We start from the raw sequence: 17061 nt of genomic DNA, 5'->3' as shown, positions 1-17061 counted from the left end.
GCAGATGACTGTTTGGTTGAACCCAGGTCGATCACGTCGACCGACCGGAAGCTGTGAACACTTCGGTGCGCTGTTAGCCCAAACGAGGATTGACCCATCTGGGGGCTTCCCGGCATGCTTCCGCTGCTTGGTTACGACAACAGTGACTGGGCGTCGCGAAAGCGTGTGCGGAGAGTAGCAAGTGCTTGGCCAGGACGCCGGCTTTGAAATCCGGCTCGGACAACGATGGTGGTAAAGCGGTGCCCAAGACTGAGACCGCGGATGGGGATGGGCTGGGATCCGACCAGGGCGGCACCCAGAACCAGGAGGGACAGGAGAACCCGGCGCGCCAGAATACGGGCGAATCTGCGGGTTCCGAGGTCGCGACGTCCCGATGGAGACTGAGCAACTGGCCGCTGCGTTACAAGCTCGCCGTCGTACTGATCATTCCGCTGCTGACCGCGTTGGCCTTCGGCAGCCTCCGTGCGGTTTCGGAGCTGAGTGACGCCTCGGAGTACGGCGACACCGTCACGCAGGTGGAAGTGGCACAGCAGGTCACGACCGTTGTTCACGAGCTCCAGCGAGAGCGGACGCTGCAGGCCATCGACATGTCGTCCGACTGGGTCGACACCCAGACCGTCAGCGACCAGACGGCGAAGGTGAACGCCGAGGTGGCGCGCCTGCGGGAACTGCTCGCGGAGAGCGACCTCGGTGACGAGGGACTGCGGCGCGTCTACGAACGTGCCGTTCAACGACTCGACGCTCTCGATCCGCTTCGTGCCAAGATCAACAGCACGAACATCCCGGAGCTGACCGTCTTCAGCATCTACAACTCGATCCTCGACCCGCTCGTCAACCTCGGCCGGACGGTGAACCTGTCCGTGACCGACCGCGAGCTGCTGCGTCGAGGCACCACGGCGCAGGCCGTCACCGAGGCGAAGGAACACACCGCCCGAGAGAACGCGACCCTGCAGATCGCCGCGGGTAACCACGCCTTCGTCGCCGACCTGCTTTCGCGCTCGATGGCGTCCCAGGCGAGCGCCGAGGCCGCGATCGGCAACTTCAACGCCAACGCCACCCTCGACGAGCAACAGAACTTCGCCGACACCGTGTCGGGTGCCGCGGTCGACAACCGCGCGCGGATCATCGCCACCGCCTACGCCTCCATCGACTCGGAGGGCGGCCTGAACATCAGTTCGCGGCAGCTCTATAGCGACGGCAGCGACACGGTGGACATGATGCGCGAGGTCGAGACCGAGCTCCTCGCCGAGTTGCGCGCACACGCCGAGACCCTGGCGAGCCAGGCCAGCCGGGCCGCGTGGCTCTTCTTCGGTCTCATGACTCTCACCCTGGTCGCCACCGTGGCGCTGACGCTGGTGGTCGCCAGGGCGTTGACCCGCCCGCTGCGCACGCTGCGGTCGAGCGCGTTGGAAGTCGCCTACGTCCGACTGCCGGAGACGGTGCGGCGCATTCTCGCCGACCCCAACCCCATGGAGGCGTCCCGTGACGCCGTCACGCCCGTCCCCGTGCACACGCGTGAGGAGATCGGCGAAGTCGCCCGGTCGTTCGACGTCGTCCACGAGCGAGCCATCCGGCTGGCGGCCGAACAGGCGCTGTTGCGCGAGAACGTCAACGGCATCTTCGTGAACCTCTCGCGTCGCAGCCAGCGGCTCGTGGAACGCCAGCTCGGGGTCATCGACCGGCTGGAGGCCGACGAGCAGGACCCGGACCAGCTCGCGAGCCTGTTCGAGCTCGACCACCTCGCGACCCGGTTGCGCCGTAACGGCGAGAGCCTGCTGGTGCTCTCGGGCGCGGGACTCACCAAGACGATGTCCAAGCCGGTGCCGGCCGCCGACGTCATCGGCGCCGCCGTCTCGGAGATCGAGCAGTACGCCCGTGTGGAACTCGGCACCATTCCCGAGATCTCCGTGCAGGGCCGGGCGGTGCACGACCTCGTGCACCTGCTCGCGGAGCTGCTGGACAACGCGACCTATTTCTCCGAACCGGACACGAAGATCAGTGTTCGGGCCGTGGTCACCCGACGTTCGTCGCTCGCCATCCAGATCACCGACCGTGGTGTCGGTATGTCCGAACAGCAGCTCGCCGAGGCCAACGAGCGCCTCGCCGACCCGCCGGACCTGGACGTGTCGGTGACCCGGCGCATGGGTCTGTACGTGGTGGCGCGACTGGCGAAGCGCCACGGCATCGAGGTCCGGTTGCGCGAGAACGAGGACATCGACGGTGGCGTGATCGCCCGCGTGGTCGTGCCCAGCGACCTGCTCACCGAGGCTCCCTCCACGGTGACGTCCCTGCCCAAGTCTTCCGTCGCTTCGCGGGAGACCGGGGCCGAGACGTCCCTGCCGTCGCGTGTGGACGCTTCGACCCCGACGTCCGCCGTGCCGCCGCTTCCCGCGCCGCGCAAGCCGTCGTCGGATGCCGATCGGCCCTCCACGCCACCGCCCCCGCCGACTCCGTCCGTGCAGGAGCGGGCGGCTTCGACCCCGGAGCCGCAGGAGGAACCCTCGTCGTCGGTCCCGCACGGGGAGAACGGTCTGCGCCCGCTGGCTCAGCCCATCAGCCTCGACGACCTCGTCGGAGGCACCGGCAAGGCGGCGGGACCGTTCATGAGTCCGGCCCCGGCGGAGCCGACACCGGAACCCCCCACCGAGATCTCGCAGCCGGTTCCGGCCGCCGAGTCAGAAGAACCGCAGTGGCCGGTCGAGTCGCCGGACGGTGACGACGACGGCCCTGTCACCGAGGCGTACGCGGAGGCGTCGCCCAACGAGGAAACGCGCTACGTGCCGAGGGAGGGTTCGGAGTCCCACGCTCCGTCGGCCGGAGGCGACGGGAGCGCACTGGAGGACGATGTACCCACCAGGAGACTGCCGATCTACCAGTCAGTGCTGTCGCGGTGGTTCAGCGAGGAGGAACCGTTCGACGACGACGTCGACACCGACGGTGAGGCGTGGGGCGCCGAGCCCGGTTCGGTTTCCGACTCCGACAGCGGCGAGACGGCGGGCGCCGCTGTGAACGGCGACGCCGAGAAGGCGACCCAGAGCAGCTCGAAGGACCTGGGCTGGCACAGCGCTTCCGACAGCGGTTGGGAAGCCGCCCACGCGCTGCTGGAGGAGAAGCACGCGGAGATCACTCCTGCCGGTCTTCCCAAGCGGGTGCCCAACGCATACTTGGTGCCGGGTTCGATTTCCCCGAGCCAGGGGAACGCGTTCGCCGACACCACGGCCGGGAAGCCGGGACGCAGTGCCGTCGCCAGGTCGGCCGAGGCGGCGCGCAACCGCATGAAGAGCTTCCAGCGTGGCTACCAGAGCGGACGCCACGCGCTCAAGGAGACGTCGGCCCAGAGTGAGCAGTTCGACGAGACGGGCAACGACACCCGTCACAACGGGGCGAAGGAGTAGAAGTTGACACGCGCGGGTTCAGCGCATCCGGGTGCGCCGAAAAAGGGCAACTCCGGACAGCAAGGCAGCTTCGCTTGGCTCATCACCGACTTTGTGCACCGGGTTCCCGGTGCCGCCCACGCCGTGGTCGTGTCCGCGGACGGGCTGCTGTTGGCGGCTTCGCGCGGCTTGCCCAAGGACCGAGCCGACCAGCTCGCCGCCGTGGCATCGGGGCTCACGAGCCTGGCGCGGGGAGCCGCGCAGGTGTTCGAGGGCGGTCCCGTGGCACAGACCGTCGTGGAGATGGCGAACGGTTTCTTGTTCCTCATGTCGGTGTCCGACGGCTCCTGCCTCGCGGTGCTCGGCGCCCCCGACAGCGACATCGGCCTCGTCGTCTACGAGATGACCTTGCTGGTCGACCGGGTGGGGCAGCAGATGACACCGGAGCTGCGGGCCCAGTTGCAGGGCTCGCGCCGGTAGCCGCTCGGCAGAGGGAAACACCCGCGAAACACAACGTTTGCAACAACGTAGTTCGGTGAGACAACGCAGTTCGGTGACGAAACACTGAGGAGACCGCCGTGGATTCGGGGCACTCACGAGGTGATCGACGGCTCGACAGGGACCGCGCGACTGGGGGCTGGCCGAGTGAACCGGAGGACGTGGCGTTCGGCGGCCGTGGTGGCCGCGGACGTCGTCCCTCGCGGAGGGTCGACGACCCTCTCGACACGGGGGAGTGGCTGCGCTCCGGAGGCCTCGACTCTCCGGGACCGGCGGACTTCGACCTCTCCGACTACGGGCATTCCTCGCTGTTGTCGGGGCCCGGCGCCGAGCTGTACGGGATGGGCGGCGGCGGGTTCCCCCGCACCGAGGACTCGTCGTACGACACCGGCTATCGGAGCTCCGCCTACGACACGGGTGGGTACGATCCGGGTCCGATGTCCGGCGGGGTGTCACCTTCCCCGACACCCCGCCACTACCGCGACGTCGAGCCCGAGGAGGTGGAGGAGTCGTCGGGGCTCGTCCGTCCGTACTTCCGCACCAGGGGACGGACGAAGCCGGACTACGACCTGGCCATCGAGGCCCTCATCTCGACCAGCGAGCGGGGCAGGCGATTGGAAAAGGTGCGTGTGCCCGAGCACCGTTCCATCTGCGGGCTGTGCCTCGACACCAGGTCGGTGGCCGAGGTGGCCGCGTTGCTCAAGATGCCACTCGGTGTCGTGCGAATCCTCGTTGGTGACGTTGCCGGTCTCGGCCTAGTGCTAGTGCACTCCGCGTCCTCCACCAGGACGGGAGACCGGCCCAGTATCGAGTTCATGGAAAGGGTTCTCAGTGGGCTTCGGAGAATTTGACGTGTCCGCTGCCACGCCGGCGACGTCAGGCCCGACCCAGTCGGCCAAGATCGTGGTCGCCGGTGGTTTCGGTGTCGGCAAGACAACGCTCGTGGGAGCGGTGTCGGAGATCGACCCCTTGACCACCGAGGCGTCCATGACCGAAGCGAGTGTCTCGGTCGACGACTTGTCGCAGACGCCGAACAAGATGACCACCACGGTCGCGATGGACTTCGGTCGGATCACGTTGGATTCCGACCTGGTGCTCTACATCTTCGGTACTCCGGGGCAGCACCGCTTCTGGTTCATGTGGGACGACCTCGCCTACGGCGCCATCGGGGCCGTGGTGCTGGTCGACACCAGAAGGCTCGCCGACGCCTTCCCGTCGATCGACTTCTTCGAGAACCGCAAACTGCCGTACATCGTGGCGATCAACTGCTTCGACCGGCTTTTGCACCACCAGATCGAAGACGTTCGACACGCGTTGACCATTTCGCCTTCCGTGCCGATCATGGCTTGTGACGCTCGCGACCGGGAATCGGCCAAGCAGGTGCTCATCTCCATCGTCCAACACGCCATCGCTCACGACACGGCATTGCGTGCGGGGTGATGCGTTGGGCCACTGGCGTGATTGAGCCTGGCGGTCGGGGGAAACGGGCTCGACAGGATTGACCTGGCTAATAGTCTTGCCGCTACAGCGTGCGGGAGGCTAGGAGGGACAGTGACCGCATCAGCCCACCAGGGCAGCTTCGGCTGGCTCATCACCGACTTCGTACGTCGGGTGCCGGGGGCGGCGCACGCCGTGGTGGTGTCGGCCGACGGGCTACTACTCGCGCATTCGCAGGGGCTGCCCACGGCTCGTGCGGAGCAACTGTCCGCAGTGGCCTCCGGGCTTGTGTCACTGACACACGGCGCGGCCCGGTGTTTCGACGGCGGTACGGTGAACCAGACCGTGGTCGAGATGGAGAACGGGTACCTGTTCCTCATGTCGATCAGTGACGGCTCGTGTCTGGCCGTGCTGGCGTCACCCGGCGCCGACATCGGCACGGTCGCCTACGAGATGACGTTGCTCGTCGACCGGGTCGGTCAGCAGCTCACCCCCGAATTGCGGGCGCAGCTTTCGGGCGGCGTCCGTGGGTAGCGGCGTGGACGAGTGGGAGGCTCTGAACAAGCCCACCGACAGAGAGGGGTTCGACCACCCCAGCAAGTTCGACCTGAGCAGCGTCTCCGGCGTCACGCAGCTCACCAAACGGGTGCGGCAGCAGTCCGGTCAGGGTGGGGCCGCAGGTTTCGCGGGGAACGCCCGCCGGTCGGCGGGCGTTCCGTCGCGTCCTCGGACGGCGCCCGCCCCGCCGCACTTCACCCACCGTTCGCTGGTGCGCCCCTACGCGCGCACCGGTGGTCGCACCAAACCCGCCAAGGAACTCGCGCTGGAAGCGCTGGTGATGACCACCGAGAGCGGCAGGCGTTACGAGGGCGTGGTCTCGCCGGAGCAGCGGTTCATCTGCGACCTGTGCGTGGACGTGCACTCGGTGGCCGAGATCGCGGCGTTCGCCCGCCTTCCCCTCGGCGTGGTGAAGGTGTTGGTGGACGACTTGTCCGAGGCGCGGGCGGTGGAGATCCAGCGTCCGGGCTTCGTCCTGGCCGACCGGGACTCCCACGACTTCATGGAGCGCATCCTGAACGGCCTGCGCTCCCTGTGACCGTGTCCGCACTTCCCGCACACGTGTCCGCAGGCTGCGTACGCGTGTCCGCGGCTCGTGTACGCGAACGGCCGGGCCGCAGGTGCCCTCAGTCCTCCACGAGCGCGGCCGACGTGATGCGGTGCAGGGGATAGCGCTCGCCGGTGGCCGTCTCCAACATCCCGGCCCCCACCCGCACCGGGGTGAGGACTCGTTGGGTGGCGATGCCGTGGGAGTCCACGATTCCGATCCACACCTCGCGTTGCTCGTGGGCGGCCCGTGACAACAACGACATGGTGGCCGAGGTGTCGGCCCCGCCACCCGCGGGCAGCCGCACCACGGAACCCTTACGGCTGCGGGCCGCCTTGTCACCGGCTCGTACGTGGGCCACCACGGCGGTGAGTTGTTCCTCCGGGATGGGGCCGGTGCGGGTCGGCTCGGTACGCCGGGTCTGACGGCTACGGGCGGGGATCCGTCTCCCACTTGGCCGGAGGTCGACCACGCGTCCGTCCGGTCCCTCGGCGGCGGGGGCGAACCCGGCGGCGCGCAGGGCCTCCAGGACCTCGGCCAACGGATACGGGCTGACCACCACCGTGGGAGCGATCCGGCGCAGTTCCAGCTCGGTGGCCGCCTGAGTGCTCAGCACCTCGGACAGCAGCACCTCGTCGTCACAGCGCAGGAACGCCGCCGCGACACCGCCGCGCAGTCTGCCGTGCCTGCGCGCGACGTCGTCGATGAGGTACGACAACGACTGCGGAACCGGCGTCCGCGACCGGGTGCGGAAGAGCTCGTGCAGTTCGTCGGCGGTCCGCCCGCTGTCCAGCGCCCGGCGTACCGAGGCCTCGCTGACGCGGTACATCGTGGCGTGTCCGGCCGATTCGACGTCGGCGACCGCCTCGATCTGGCGGGCGAGGTCGGGCTCCAAAGGTCCGGGGGCGACGACGGTGAGATCGGCCTGCACGAGAACGTGATCCACCGGTTTCGGCAACGCGTCGGCCATGGCCGCCGCCGCGCCGTGCTGGTCCCCGGCGAGGAGGGCGCCACCGGCCGTGGTGAGCGCGCCCAGGGCGACGACGCCGAGCGCGGTGGCCTCGGCCATCGTGTCGCGTACGACCGCGTCGCGGGTCCGCCCGCCCTTGCGAGGTGCTCTCCAGGCCAGCAGCGCGACGAGGTCGTCGACGGCCGTCACCCCGGTTCCGGCGGAAAGCTCGGCGAGCGTGTCCAGCACGCGTCGCCGCATCACGGGCGCGAGTGGCCTGCGCAGATCCTCCGACAGCGGGGTCACGGTCTTGTCGCGGGCGTCCCGGCTGCCCGCGAGCCCCGGCATGCGAGGCAGGTCCAACCACGCCTGTGCGAGCACCAGCCAGCGCCCCGAGGACGGCATCGACAACCACGAGTCGGTCAGCGTGGTGGGAACCCACTCCGGCGAGGCCTCCTCGTCGTTGGCGACCAGGCCCGCCCCGACGACGAGTTCCACCAGCAGGGTGGCGCGCCGCTCGTCGAGGTCGAGGTCGCGGGCGAGCCGCCGTAGCTCCCGTATCCCGAGGCCGCCCGACTTCAACACGGGCGGCGGCTGATCGGACCACGCCCGCAGCAGCGTTTCGGTGTGCCGGAGGAACTCCAGGGCCTCCCCGGCGGCCGCGAAGTCTACTTCGGACTGTTCGTGTGTCGCCACGGGCAGTTCCGGTTCGGTCAACGCGGCCTCGTCGAAGGCGACGCCGTCGCGAAGCGCCAGGCCGACCTGCCGGGGAAGCTCCACGGTCTGGGAGTCCCGGCGCACGAGCAGACCTCGGGCCAGCAGCTTCTGTACCGGCGTGGTGGCCGAGTCCAACGGCACGTCCGCGGCGGCGTCGCGAGTGCGTCCGATCGGAGGTCCGGAGGACAACGTGGTCAACAGGGCTCGCTCGTCCTCCCCGACGGCGGCGAGTCGCTCCTCCAGCTCCCGCGGCCCGAGTTCTGCGAGTTCGGCCGACGAGGCGCCCAGCCCCGCCGGGAACGGGCCGAACACGTCGCGTGCGGCGGCGTGCACGGAGACGGCGTCGTCGGGGCCCCACGCGAGCGCCAGCGACCGCAGCCGGTCGAGCGCATGCGGGGGGACGACGGCGAGCAACTCACCGAGGCGGGCGCTGTCCACGGGGGTCTCGTCCGCCCCGAGCACGAGCAGGGTCTCGAACACGGCGAGCGTCGCGTTGTCGAGGTTCTCGCAGGCTCTGGCGACCGAGCCGGGCGTGGCGGCACGGGTGGCGAGGACGTCGGAGTTCGCGGGCGGAGGAGTAGCCAGATCGCGCCGTGCGCGCAAGAGATCGGCGAGGGCGTCGTCGGGCAGGGAACGCAGCCACTCCGCGAGCGAAAGAGCGGGCATCGTCACCACGATATCCCCCGACGCGCGCCATCGGGCACACTATGGTCAGTCGTTTGGTCGAGTGTATGGAGGACGACGTGGGTAAGGCCGACAACCGTAAGCGGCACCGGATCGACCCGGAATGGCCGGACGTCGAGCATCCGGTCACCGAGCTCGCGGCGGACCGGCAGGGCGCGCTGTCCCCGTTCGGCGAAGTGACCTTCCCCCTGGAGTCCGTGCCTTACGTCCACCCGGAGACCGAGATCAACAAGTCGGCGTAGTCGGCTCGTCGTTACTGGTGAGTCACCCATCCAGCCGAATGTGGTCTCGGCCATGGAGCTAGGCTTTTCCCCCGAATCCAGCGCCAGTCATTGATGCGGGGGTAAGCCCATGCCCGTTCCCGGTCCCGGTTACTCGATCACCGTGCGACTGGAGGCCCCGCCGTCGGCGAGCACGGCCGGCGACCTCACCACGGCCGTCGGCCGGGTGGGTGGCGTTCTGACGGCCTTCGACATCGTCGAGTCGCACCCGGACGCCATCGTCGTCGACATCACGGCCAACGTCTCGTCGGCCGACCACGCCGATGACATCACCAAGGCCCTCGATTCACTGGCCGGTGTGCACGTGCGGAAGGTGTCCGACCGCACGTTCCTCATGCACCTCGGTGGCAAGCTCCAGATCACCCCGAAGATCGCTCTCCGCAACCGCGACGACCTCTCCCGTGCCTACACGCCGGGTGTCGCCCGTGTCTGCCAGGCCATCGCCGCCAACCCCGACGACGCGCGCAGGCTGACCATCAAGCGCAACACGGTGGCCGTGGTCACCGACGGCTCGGCCGTGCTGGGGCTCGGCAACATCGGGCCGGCGGCGGCCCTGCCCGTGATGGAGGGCAAGGCGGCGCTGTTCAAGAAGTTCGCCGACGTCGACGCGTGGCCGGTGTGTCTGGACACCCAGGACACCGAAGAGATCATCAGGACGGTCAAGGCCCTCGCCCCGGTGTACGCGGGCATCAACCTGGAGGACATCGCCGCGCCGCGGTGCTTCGAGATCGAGAGTCGGCTGAGGGAACAGCTCGACATCCCCGTCTTCCACGACGACCAGCACGGCACCGCCATCGTCGTGGTGGCCGCGCTGCGGAACGCGCTGCGCGTGGTGAATAAGTCCATCGAGCAGTGCCGCATCGTGATCAGCGGTGTCGGCGCGGCCGGGTCGGCCATCATTCGCCTGCTGCTGCGTAAGGCTCCCGCCGACATCGTCGCGGTGGACATCGACGGCATCGTGCACCCGCAGCGCCCCGGCCTCGACGACAACCTGCGTTGGATCGCGGAGCACACGAACGCGAAGCGGATGACCGGGTCGCTGCACGACGCGCTGGTGGGGGCCGACGTGTTCATCGGCGTCTCCGCGCCCAACCTCTTCGGCGCCGAGCAGGTGGCCACGATGGCCGACGACCCGATCGTCTTCGCGCTCGCCAACCCGGACCCGGAGATCGACCCGCTGGAGGCGCAGCGGCACGCCGCCGTTGTGGCCACGGGACGCAGCGACTATCCGAACCAGATCAACAACGTGTTGGCGTTCCCCGGCGTGTTCCGCGGGCTGCTCGACGCCCAGGCCCACAAGATCGACGACGACATGCTGTTGGCCGCTGCCGACGCGATCGCCGACGTCGTGGACGACCGGCTGAACGCCTCCTACATCGTGCCCAGTGTGTTCGACACCGCCGTGGCTCCGGCGGTGGCCGAGGCGGTCAAGGCCGCGGCGAGGAAGGACGAAGTAGTCTCGGAGTCGTGAGTGAACTGAGCCACCTCGACGACTCGGGTGCGGTGCGGATGGTCGACGTCTCGGCCAAGGAGGTCACCGCGCGTACCGCGGTGGCCCGTGGCACGGTGCGGACGACCGCCGAGGTGCTCGGCCTGTTGGCGGAAGGCGGGTTACCCAAAGGTGACGCGCTGGCCACGGCCCGCATCGCGGGGATCATGGGAGCCAAGCGGACCTCCGAGCTGATCCCGTTGTGTCACCAGATCGCCCTGACCAAGGTGGATGTCGATTTCGAGCTCGGGGCCGACAGCGTGGACATCACCGCCACCGCCCGGACGAGTGATCGCACCGGCGTCGAGATGGAGGCGCTGACCGCCGTCGCCGTCGCGGGGCTCGCCCTGCACGACATGATCAAGGCCGTAGACCCGGCGGCGGCGCTCGACGACGTGAGGTTGGTGCGCAAGGAGGGCGGGAAGTCCGGTTCCTGGCGGCGTGACGACGCCCGCGAGGCCGACCGGGTGCGGGTGTCCCGCAAGACACAGGAGGCCCGCGCGGCCGAGGATGGGGAGGCGGTTGCGGGGGCCGACCGGGTGCGGGTGTCCCGCAAGACACAGGAGGCCCGCGCGGCCGAGGATGAGGAGGCGGTTGCGGGGGCCGACCGGGTGCGGGTGTCCCGCAAGACACAGGAGGCCCGCGCGGCCGAGGATGAGGAGGCGGTTGCGGGGGCCGACCGGGTGCGGGTGTCCCGCAAGACACAGGAGGACGCATGAACCGCACGGCACGGGTGATCGTGGCGTCCAACCGGGCGGCCGCGGGGGTCTACCCCGACCGCACGGGCCCCCTCATTAAAGAGTGGCTCGAAAAGCGTTCGTTCGACGTGCCGGAGCCGCTGGTGGTGGAGGACGGGGAACCCGTCGCGGAGGCACTTCGCGCGTGTCTTGCCGAGGACGTGGACCTGGTCGTCACCACGGGAGGCACCGGGATCTCGCCCACCGACCGGACGCCGGAGGCCACGGCGGAAGTCCTCGACTTCGAGCTTCCCGGTCTCGCCGACGCCATCCGCGCGGCGGGACGGGACACCGTTCCCACGGCGATGCTGTCCCGAGGGCTCGCGGGGGTCGCGGGCCGCACGCTCGTGGTGAACCTGCCCGGTTCCAAGGGCGGGGTGAACGACGGGCTGGGTGTGCTCGCCGAGGTGCTGGAGCACGCGCTGGACCAGATCGCCGGTGGGGACCACCACCAGCCGGTGGCCCACGTGCTGGACCAGCCGGAGGCCGCGTCCGACCCGGTCACCGCCGACCCGAACGGCGACGGCGGTCAGGCCAGGGTCGCCCTCGCTCACGTCACCGAGGAGGAACTCTCGGTCGAGGAGCACGCGCGCCTGGTGGCCGACGCCGGAGCGGGTGCCGTGGTGACCTTCGGCGGCGTGGTACGCGACCACGACAACGGACGCACCGTGACGTCCCTGCACTACGAGGGCCACCCCACGGCGGGGGACGTGTTGGCGCGGGTCGTGGCGGACGTCGTGGCGCACCGAAGCGGGGTGCGGGCCGTGGCGGTGAGCCACCGACTCGGCACGTTGGAGATCGGCGACGTCGCGCTCGCTTGCGCGGTGGCTGCCGATCACCGTGCGGAGGCGTTCGCCACCTGCTCCGACCTCGTCGACGAGGTGAAGGCACGGCTTCCGGTGTGGAAGCACCAGTGGTTCGACGACGGCACCGACGAGTGGGTCAACTCGCCCTGACGGCCGGCCGGTGGTCGGTGCCGTTGCTGCTCGGTCGACGGGTTTTCGTCTCAGCGCCCGGCGAGGCGTCCCGTCGTCCGGACGAGTAGTCCGATCGGCTGCTTGTTCACCAGTTCATGCCTCGTCATTCTTTCGTGGTGGGTGAACACCGAGTGTGAGGCCTTCGGGTCCGGAATGTGTTCACGGTGTGGGCTCGGGGTGAGTGGAGAAGGTGGGGGACATGGGGCCCAGTATCAACGAACGGTTGAATCCGGGTTCGGGCAGTGATGCGCCGAGAATTTCGGGCGGGGACGGGTTCACGGTGGAACCCGGCGTGTTGAAACAGATCGCCGAGGCGGCGGGCGACATCCAGGAGCGCACGCTCAAGGACGGGGTGCACGCCGAGGACTACACGAACGCGGCCGCCGCGGCGTTGAAGGGCGAGAACTTCGACCTCGGCGGGGCCTTGGAGAAGGCCTTCCGGACATGGCAGTCGCAGATCGACACGCTCGCTCAGGCCTGTGCCCACATCGAGGGCTCGTTGGCGGCCGCGGCCGGTGAGTACGAGAAGACCGACGCCGAGACCGAGCTGAGCATGGCCGAGATCTCCGAGTACTTCGAGTGAGGAAACCGTGCTGTCCTACGAATCCGTGTACAACGCTCCGGTGGACAAGCTCGATGCCGCGGTCGAGGCGTGGACGGAGCAGATAACCAAACTCAAGACGCTGTCCGAGGACATGGACGAGTCGGTGGTCAGGGCCACGCGGAACAGCGGGTGGAGCGGGCCCGCTGCGGAGACCGCGATCTCGTTCATCGACGAGACGGCGAAGGAATTCACCGACGCCATCGCCGAGGCCACCGGAATTCGCGACATTCTCCGGGAGGCGTGCGACGCGATTCGCAGGGCACGCGATCGGCTGCGCGAGATCGCGGAGGTGGAAGCTCCCAAGCTCGGCCTGAAAGTGAGTCCCACGGGGGAGGTCGAGGCGGACAGCTGGATTCCCGGCTCGGACTGGTGGAACGAAGAGGAGATCGAAAGGATCTCCAAGGAGATCGAGCGGGCCAGGGTCGCCGCCACCGAGGCGGACGACAGCGCGGCCGCCGCGCTCGCCCGGAACGTCAACGAGGAGCACGATTTCAACGCGCCCACCTACACCTCGCTCGCCGACGCCGAGGCCAAGATCAGCGAAGGCCGCTTCTCGGACGCCGAGAAGTTCATGTTCGAGGAGATGATGAGGAACGTCCGCGGCGAGGACATCAAGAACATGCGGGAGAACACCGAGAACTGGTACAGCACTCCCGAGGCGCTGCTCGACTTCTTCAACAAGGTCAAGGCCGACTCGGATTGGGACCACAAACCGATCCTGGAGGACAAGTTCGGTCTGGAGACCGCCAACGAATACATGTTCAAGATTCCCGGCGATCCCAAGGGGCGGAGTCTGAGTTACGACGCCTGGTCCAACATCCACTACGGCTATGTCGGAATGGCGGCCGGAATCGACGAGGATCTGCTCATGCAGGCCGGGTCGCTGAATTTCGGTCCGTTCGGTCGGGACGATCCCGGCGATCAGATCACCATGCGAGCGGGCATCGAGCTCTACAAGAAGTACGGTGAGAATTTGACGCAGGAACAGTTCCACCAGGAAATCATGAAGATGGTGGACGAGATGGAGGCCAAGGGCGTCGATCAGGTCAAGCCCTGGAAACCGACGCGGGGCGCCACGTCCTGACCGACGAGGGCGCCGGGACGTTCCGGCCACGAACCCACGGGCGGGCGCCACTCGCCGCTGCCGCGGCTCGGTGGAGGTCCGTCCGTGCCGATTCCGCCCTCGCTCGCCGGACGCGTCCCGTTGCGTGGGGGATCGTCCGAGGAACTCTCCGAAACGGACGTTCCGGGCAGCGGTTGGGTGGCTGCTCGGCCGTCGCCCGGTGGTCCCGGCATACCACGGGTGGGTGGTCCGTGGCCTCGCTGTGTGGTTGTCCCTCCGCGGGGTGCGAAGGCCCCACCGCCCGGGGGATAGCGGTGGGACCTTCGACAGCACCCACGGTCGAACTCGGGGTGCGGGTGACCGCGCAGGTCACTTGGTGGCGATCTTCTGGCCCACCACGATGTAGTCGGGGTTGGAGATGTAGCCGTCGTTCAGCTCGACGAGCTTCTGGTACCCACCCTCGATGTTCTTCTCCTGCGCGATCTCGCTGAGGGTGTCGCCCTTCTTGACGATGTAGTCGCCGTCGGGGTTCGACTTCGCGATGCCGGTCGGGGTGGTCGGCGCGGCCGACGGCTCGGGCGTCGCGGCGGGGGCGGAGTCGCTGCTGTCCTGCGTGGTCTGGCCGGCCGAGCTGCCGTTGTCGCTGCTCGGGGCGGCGCCTTCGGTGTTGGTGCCCTCGTAGCTGGCGCCGGAGTAGCCCCTGGAGCCGCACACCGGCCACGCGCCGATGCCCTGGCCCTCCAGGACTCGCTCCGCGATGGCGATCTGCTGCTCACGGGACGCCTCGTGCGGCATACCCGTGCCGCCGTACGCCTGCCAGGTGCTGAGGCTGAACTGAAGACCGCCGTAGTAGCCGTTTCCGGTGTTGATGCTCCAGTCGCCACCGCTTTCGCACTCGGCGATGGCATCCCAGTTCACGCTATCCGCCTGGGCGGGGCTCGCCGCGATCGTCAGCGGTGCGCCGACGGCGATGCCGGCGACGGCGACGCGGGCGAGATTGCGGGACGCGGTGGAGGGTTTGCGGTGTTTGCCTCGATAAGCCATGTTGACTCGTTCGACTTCCGCACCTACGAGATCGCAAGGCAGGCTGCGCCTGGCCGATCGGTCTCGACCGGCAACCGGCACCGGGGGATGCCGGCTCCTTCCCGTCCCAGTCCGAGAAGTTCTGTTGCTCGGGGTTTCGGTTTTCCGGGTTCCGCCGGACTGGGCTCGGCGCAACGGAATCCCGGTCGTCGGTCGGTTCGGGGCCAACCGGAATGCGACGGTACGTAACGACGAGCGTGATCGGAAATCTTTGTTGGGGTGAGCTAGCCCACAGTAACAGCAGGCAACCTTTTGCGATTGTGGTATTTTCCCTGATCAGAGGCTTGTTATAAGTCCGTTTCTCTTCTGAAATATTTCACCCAAAGTGAGGTCTGGGTCACCCCGGTCTAGACCCCCTTGCTCCGTTTGTGGCAGTGGCATACGAGGGGTGCCCGGGCTTCCTCTCGCGGGGGTGGAGGAGTCGTCAGGAGTTGCGAAAAAGGACAGATCGGGCAGATCGTATCCCCATGGTCCATACCCGCCGCGTCGAACTCGCGCCGCGCCACGGTCCTTTCCGGACCGCCTCGCGGGCGGGTCGCGTCGGGCCGAGGGCACGACGGGAACGGCGTGCGGCGAGCTCCGGGCACGCCCGTCGGGAAGTGGGTGAGGCCCCGGCTCCGGGCCGGGAGTCGGGGACCGTCAGCCTCCCGCGAAAGGAGGAAGGACGTCGAGCTCCGCGCCGTCGGGCAAGGGGCGGTCGAGATCACGTATGGCGACGCCGTCGAGCAAGAAGCTCGCGGCGTCCAGGATGCGCGGGAGGCGTTCGGGATGCGTCGTCCGCAGGTGTTCGACGGCGTCGGCCACGGACGCCGAGGGTGGTAGCTGGACCAATTCGCTGTCCACACCCACAGCCGCGCGTGCCGAGGCGAAGTACCGGACCCGCACCGTCAGCGTGTGCCGGTCGGCCGGCTGAGAGGTCTCGATCACGTCGCCGGTGTCTGCTGTGTTCATGGACCACTCCTTCGTCACTTCCGCCGAGGTGGGCGGCGTGGCTGTCACCCGCCGATCGCGCTCATGGGCCGGATCGGCTGCGCGAAACCTGCCTCGTTGATCTCGTGCCCCGCGAGTTTGCCCCACATCGCCTCGCGCCACGCATCGGCGATCCGTTCGTCGTCGGCGCCCTCGCGGAGCAGGCCGCGCAGGTCCGTCTCCGTGGTGCTGAACAAGCACGAGCGCACGGCGCCGTCCGCGGTCAGCCGGGTCCGCTCGCACGCCGCGCAGAACGGGCGGGTGACCGACGGGATGATGCCGACCTCCGCCGGGCCGCCGTTCACCAGCCACCGTTCGGCGGGGGCACCGCCTCGTTCCGTGGGGCTGGGCGTGAGGGTGAACTCGGTGCTCAACAGCTCGACGATCTCGTCGGCGGTGATCATGCCGGCTCGGCTCCAGCCGTGCTGGGCGTCGAGCGGCATCTGCTCGATGAAGCGCAGGTGATAGCCGCCGTCCAAGGCGAAACGCAGCAGGTCGACGGCCTCGTGGTCGTTGATGCCGCGCATGAGCACCGCGTTGATCTTGACGGGTTCGAGGCCCGCGTCACGGGCGGCGGCGAGGGCGTCGAGCACATGACGGAGCCGGTCCCGGCGCGCCAGCCGGGCGAAGGTCTCGCGGTTGATGGTGTCGAGGGAGATGTTGACGCGGTCGAGACCCGCCTCCGCGAACGCCTGAGCGCGTTTGGCGAAGCCGATTCCGTTGGTGGTCATCGCGAGCCGGGGGCGGGGGCGCAGCGCGGCCATCCTGGCGACGAGGTCTTCGAGGTGAGGCCGCAGGAGCGGTTCCCCGCCGGTGAGCCGGACGTCGGTGACACCGAGGAGCCGCACGGCGATGTCGACCAGCCGGACGAGTTCGTCGTCGGTGAGGATCTTCTCGTTCGGCATCCAGTCGAGCCCCTCGGCGGGCATACAGTACGTGCAACGGAGGTTGCACCTGTCGGTGACGGACACGCGCAGGTCGGTGGCGACCCTGCCGAAGCTGTCGATCAGTGCAGGGTCGTTCGGGCGCGGCCGGTCGGGGGCCGTGCGTGAGGCGGGCACCCTGGGGATGCCGAGATCCACTCCCGTCACCAT

General features: G+C 68.6%; 15 protein-coding genes and 1 pseudogene. 12 read left to right on the top strand and 4 right to left on the bottom strand.

All coding sequences use genetic code 11. The annotated features are described in order from the left end of the window. Window positions 1-239: 239 nt before the first annotated feature. The 6 genes from SACGLDRAFT_RS18410 (at window position 240) to SACGLDRAFT_RS18385 (ending at window position 6405) form a co-directional block, all read left to right on the top strand. Window positions 240-3395 (top strand): nitrate- and nitrite sensing domain-containing protein, encoded by a 3156-nt coding sequence (locus tag SACGLDRAFT_RS18410; protein WP_232284001.1) that lies wholly within the window; start codon window positions 240-242, stop codon window positions 3393-3395. 3 nt (window positions 3396-3398) lie between these two features. Then, entirely contained in the window at window positions 3399-3854 is a 456-nt protein-coding gene (locus SACGLDRAFT_RS18405; protein WP_005441445.1) for a roadblock/LC7 domain-containing protein, read from the top strand. A 98-nt stretch (window positions 3855-3952) separates the two neighbouring features. Continuing rightward, on the top strand, window positions 3953-4723 hold the full coding sequence (locus SACGLDRAFT_RS18400) for a DUF742 domain-containing protein (protein ID WP_005466456.1): 771 nt from the start codon (window positions 3953-3955) through the stop codon (window positions 4721-4723). Beyond that, window positions 4704-5312, top strand: coding sequence for a GTP-binding protein (locus SACGLDRAFT_RS18395; protein ID WP_040919276.1), 609 nt, complete (start codon window positions 4704-4706; stop codon window positions 5310-5312). Before SACGLDRAFT_RS18400 ends, SACGLDRAFT_RS18395 begins: the two co-directional genes overlap by 20 nt. A gap of 111 nt (window positions 5313-5423) precedes the next feature. Next, window positions 5424-5843 carry a roadblock/LC7 domain-containing protein gene (locus SACGLDRAFT_RS18390; RefSeq protein WP_005466454.1) on the top strand — a complete coding sequence of 140 codons (420 nt, stop codon included), beginning with the start codon at window positions 5424-5426 and terminating at the stop codon, window positions 5841-5843. Continuing rightward, complete coding sequence (locus SACGLDRAFT_RS18385; RefSeq protein ID WP_005466453.1) at window positions 5836-6405, top strand: DUF742 domain-containing protein; 570 nt, start codon at window positions 5836-5838, stop codon at window positions 6403-6405. The genes SACGLDRAFT_RS18390 and SACGLDRAFT_RS18385 overlap by 8 nt, the downstream gene beginning before the upstream one ends. 88 nt (window positions 6406-6493) lie before the next feature. Here the strand turns inward: SACGLDRAFT_RS18385 and SACGLDRAFT_RS18380 are convergent, their stop codons facing one another. After that, window positions 6494-8746 carry a helicase-associated domain-containing protein gene (locus SACGLDRAFT_RS18380; protein ID WP_005466451.1) on the bottom strand — a complete coding sequence of 751 codons (2253 nt, stop codon included), beginning with the start codon at window positions 8744-8746 and terminating at the stop codon, window positions 6494-6496. A gap of 65 nt (window positions 8747-8811) precedes the next feature. Between SACGLDRAFT_RS18380 and SACGLDRAFT_RS18375 the strand changes: the two genes are divergently transcribed. The 6 genes and pseudogenes from SACGLDRAFT_RS18375 to SACGLDRAFT_RS18345 all read left to right on the top strand — a co-directional run bounded on the left by SACGLDRAFT_RS18375 (window position 8812) and on the right by SACGLDRAFT_RS18345 (window position 13936). Continuing rightward, window positions 8812-9006: a hypothetical protein gene (locus SACGLDRAFT_RS18375; protein ID WP_085978113.1), complete on the top strand. Its 195-nt coding sequence runs from the start codon at window positions 8812-8814 to the stop codon at window positions 9004-9006. Window positions 9007-9115: 109 nt separating this feature from the next. Then, window positions 9116-10516, top strand: a complete 1401-nt coding sequence (locus tag SACGLDRAFT_RS18370) for an NAD-dependent malic enzyme (protein WP_005466449.1) — start codon at window positions 9116-9118, stop codon at window positions 10514-10516. Continuing rightward, a pseudogene (gene moaC, locus SACGLDRAFT_RS18365) lies at window positions 10513-10986 on the top strand (cyclic pyranopterin monophosphate synthase MoaC); the annotation flags it as partial. The gene SACGLDRAFT_RS18370 and the pseudogene moaC, both read left to right, overlap by 4 nt. Window positions 10987-11249: 263 nt before the next feature. Next, window positions 11250-12227 carry a molybdenum cofactor biosynthesis protein MoaE gene (locus SACGLDRAFT_RS18355; protein WP_005466447.1) on the top strand — a complete coding sequence of 326 codons (978 nt, stop codon included), beginning with the start codon at window positions 11250-11252 and terminating at the stop codon, window positions 12225-12227. Between the two features lie 220 nt (window positions 12228-12447). Beyond that, window positions 12448-12831 (top strand): hypothetical protein, encoded by a 384-nt coding sequence (locus tag SACGLDRAFT_RS18350; RefSeq protein WP_005466446.1) that lies wholly within the window; start codon window positions 12448-12450, stop codon window positions 12829-12831. Window positions 12832-12838: 7 nt separating this feature from the next. Further along, window positions 12839-13936 (top strand): polymorphic toxin type 44 domain-containing protein, encoded by a 1098-nt coding sequence (locus tag SACGLDRAFT_RS18345; RefSeq protein WP_005466445.1) that lies wholly within the window; start codon window positions 12839-12841, stop codon window positions 13934-13936. A 348-nt stretch (window positions 13937-14284) separates the two neighbouring features. On the opposite strand, the gene SACGLDRAFT_RS18340 is transcribed toward SACGLDRAFT_RS18345, so the two are convergent. From SACGLDRAFT_RS18340 to moaA, 3 genes are all read right to left on the bottom strand, one after another. Continuing rightward, window positions 14285-14959: a LysM peptidoglycan-binding domain-containing protein gene (locus tag SACGLDRAFT_RS18340; protein ID WP_005466444.1), complete on the bottom strand. Its 675-nt coding sequence runs from the start codon at window positions 14957-14959 to the stop codon at window positions 14285-14287. Window positions 14960-15637: 678 nt separating this feature from the next. Next, window positions 15638-15949: a MoaD/ThiS family protein gene (locus SACGLDRAFT_RS18335; protein WP_005466443.1), complete on the bottom strand. Its 312-nt coding sequence runs from the start codon at window positions 15947-15949 to the stop codon at window positions 15638-15640. A 44-nt stretch (window positions 15950-15993) separates the two neighbouring features. Next, window positions 15994-17061 (bottom strand): GTP 3',8-cyclase MoaA, encoded by a 1068-nt coding sequence (gene moaA / locus SACGLDRAFT_RS18330; RefSeq protein WP_198283516.1) that lies wholly within the window; start codon window positions 17059-17061, stop codon window positions 15994-15996.

The organism is Saccharomonospora glauca K62 (assembly GCF_000243395.2).
Lineage (GTDB): Bacteria > Actinomycetota > Actinomycetes > Mycobacteriales > Pseudonocardiaceae > Saccharomonospora > Saccharomonospora glauca.
The sequence above is the reverse complement of the archived record's forward strand: the minus strand, read 5'-3'. Positions and strand labels throughout refer to the sequence as shown.

Excerpts from the sequence above, each read along its gene's own strand:
- SACGLDRAFT_RS18380 (WP_005466451.1), bottom strand. The coding sequence starts at position 8,746 with ATGCCCGCTCTTTCGCTCGCGGAGTGGCTGCGTTCCCTGCCCGACGAC.
- SACGLDRAFT_RS18375 (WP_085978113.1), top strand. The coding sequence starts at position 8,812 with ATGGAGGACGACGTGGGTAAGGCCGACAACCGTAAGCGGCACCGGATC.
- SACGLDRAFT_RS18370 (WP_005466449.1), top strand. The coding sequence starts at position 9,116 with ATGCCCGTTCCCGGTCCCGGTTACTCGATCACCGTGCGACTGGAGGCC.
- SACGLDRAFT_RS18355 (WP_005466447.1), top strand. The coding sequence starts at position 11,250 with ATGAACCGCACGGCACGGGTGATCGTGGCGTCCAACCGGGCGGCCGCG.
- SACGLDRAFT_RS18350 (WP_005466446.1), top strand. The coding sequence starts at position 12,448 with ATGGGGCCCAGTATCAACGAACGGTTGAATCCGGGTTCGGGCAGTGAT.
- SACGLDRAFT_RS18340 (WP_005466444.1), bottom strand. The coding sequence starts at position 14,959 with ATGGCTTATCGAGGCAAACACCGCAAACCCTCCACCGCGTCCCGCAAT.
- SACGLDRAFT_RS18335 (WP_005466443.1), bottom strand. The coding sequence starts at position 15,949 with ATGAACACAGCAGACACCGGCGACGTGATCGAGACCTCTCAGCCGGCC.
- moaA (WP_198283516.1), bottom strand. The coding sequence starts at position 17,061 with ATGGTGACGGGAGTGGATCTCGGCATCCCCAGGGTGCCCGCCTCACGC.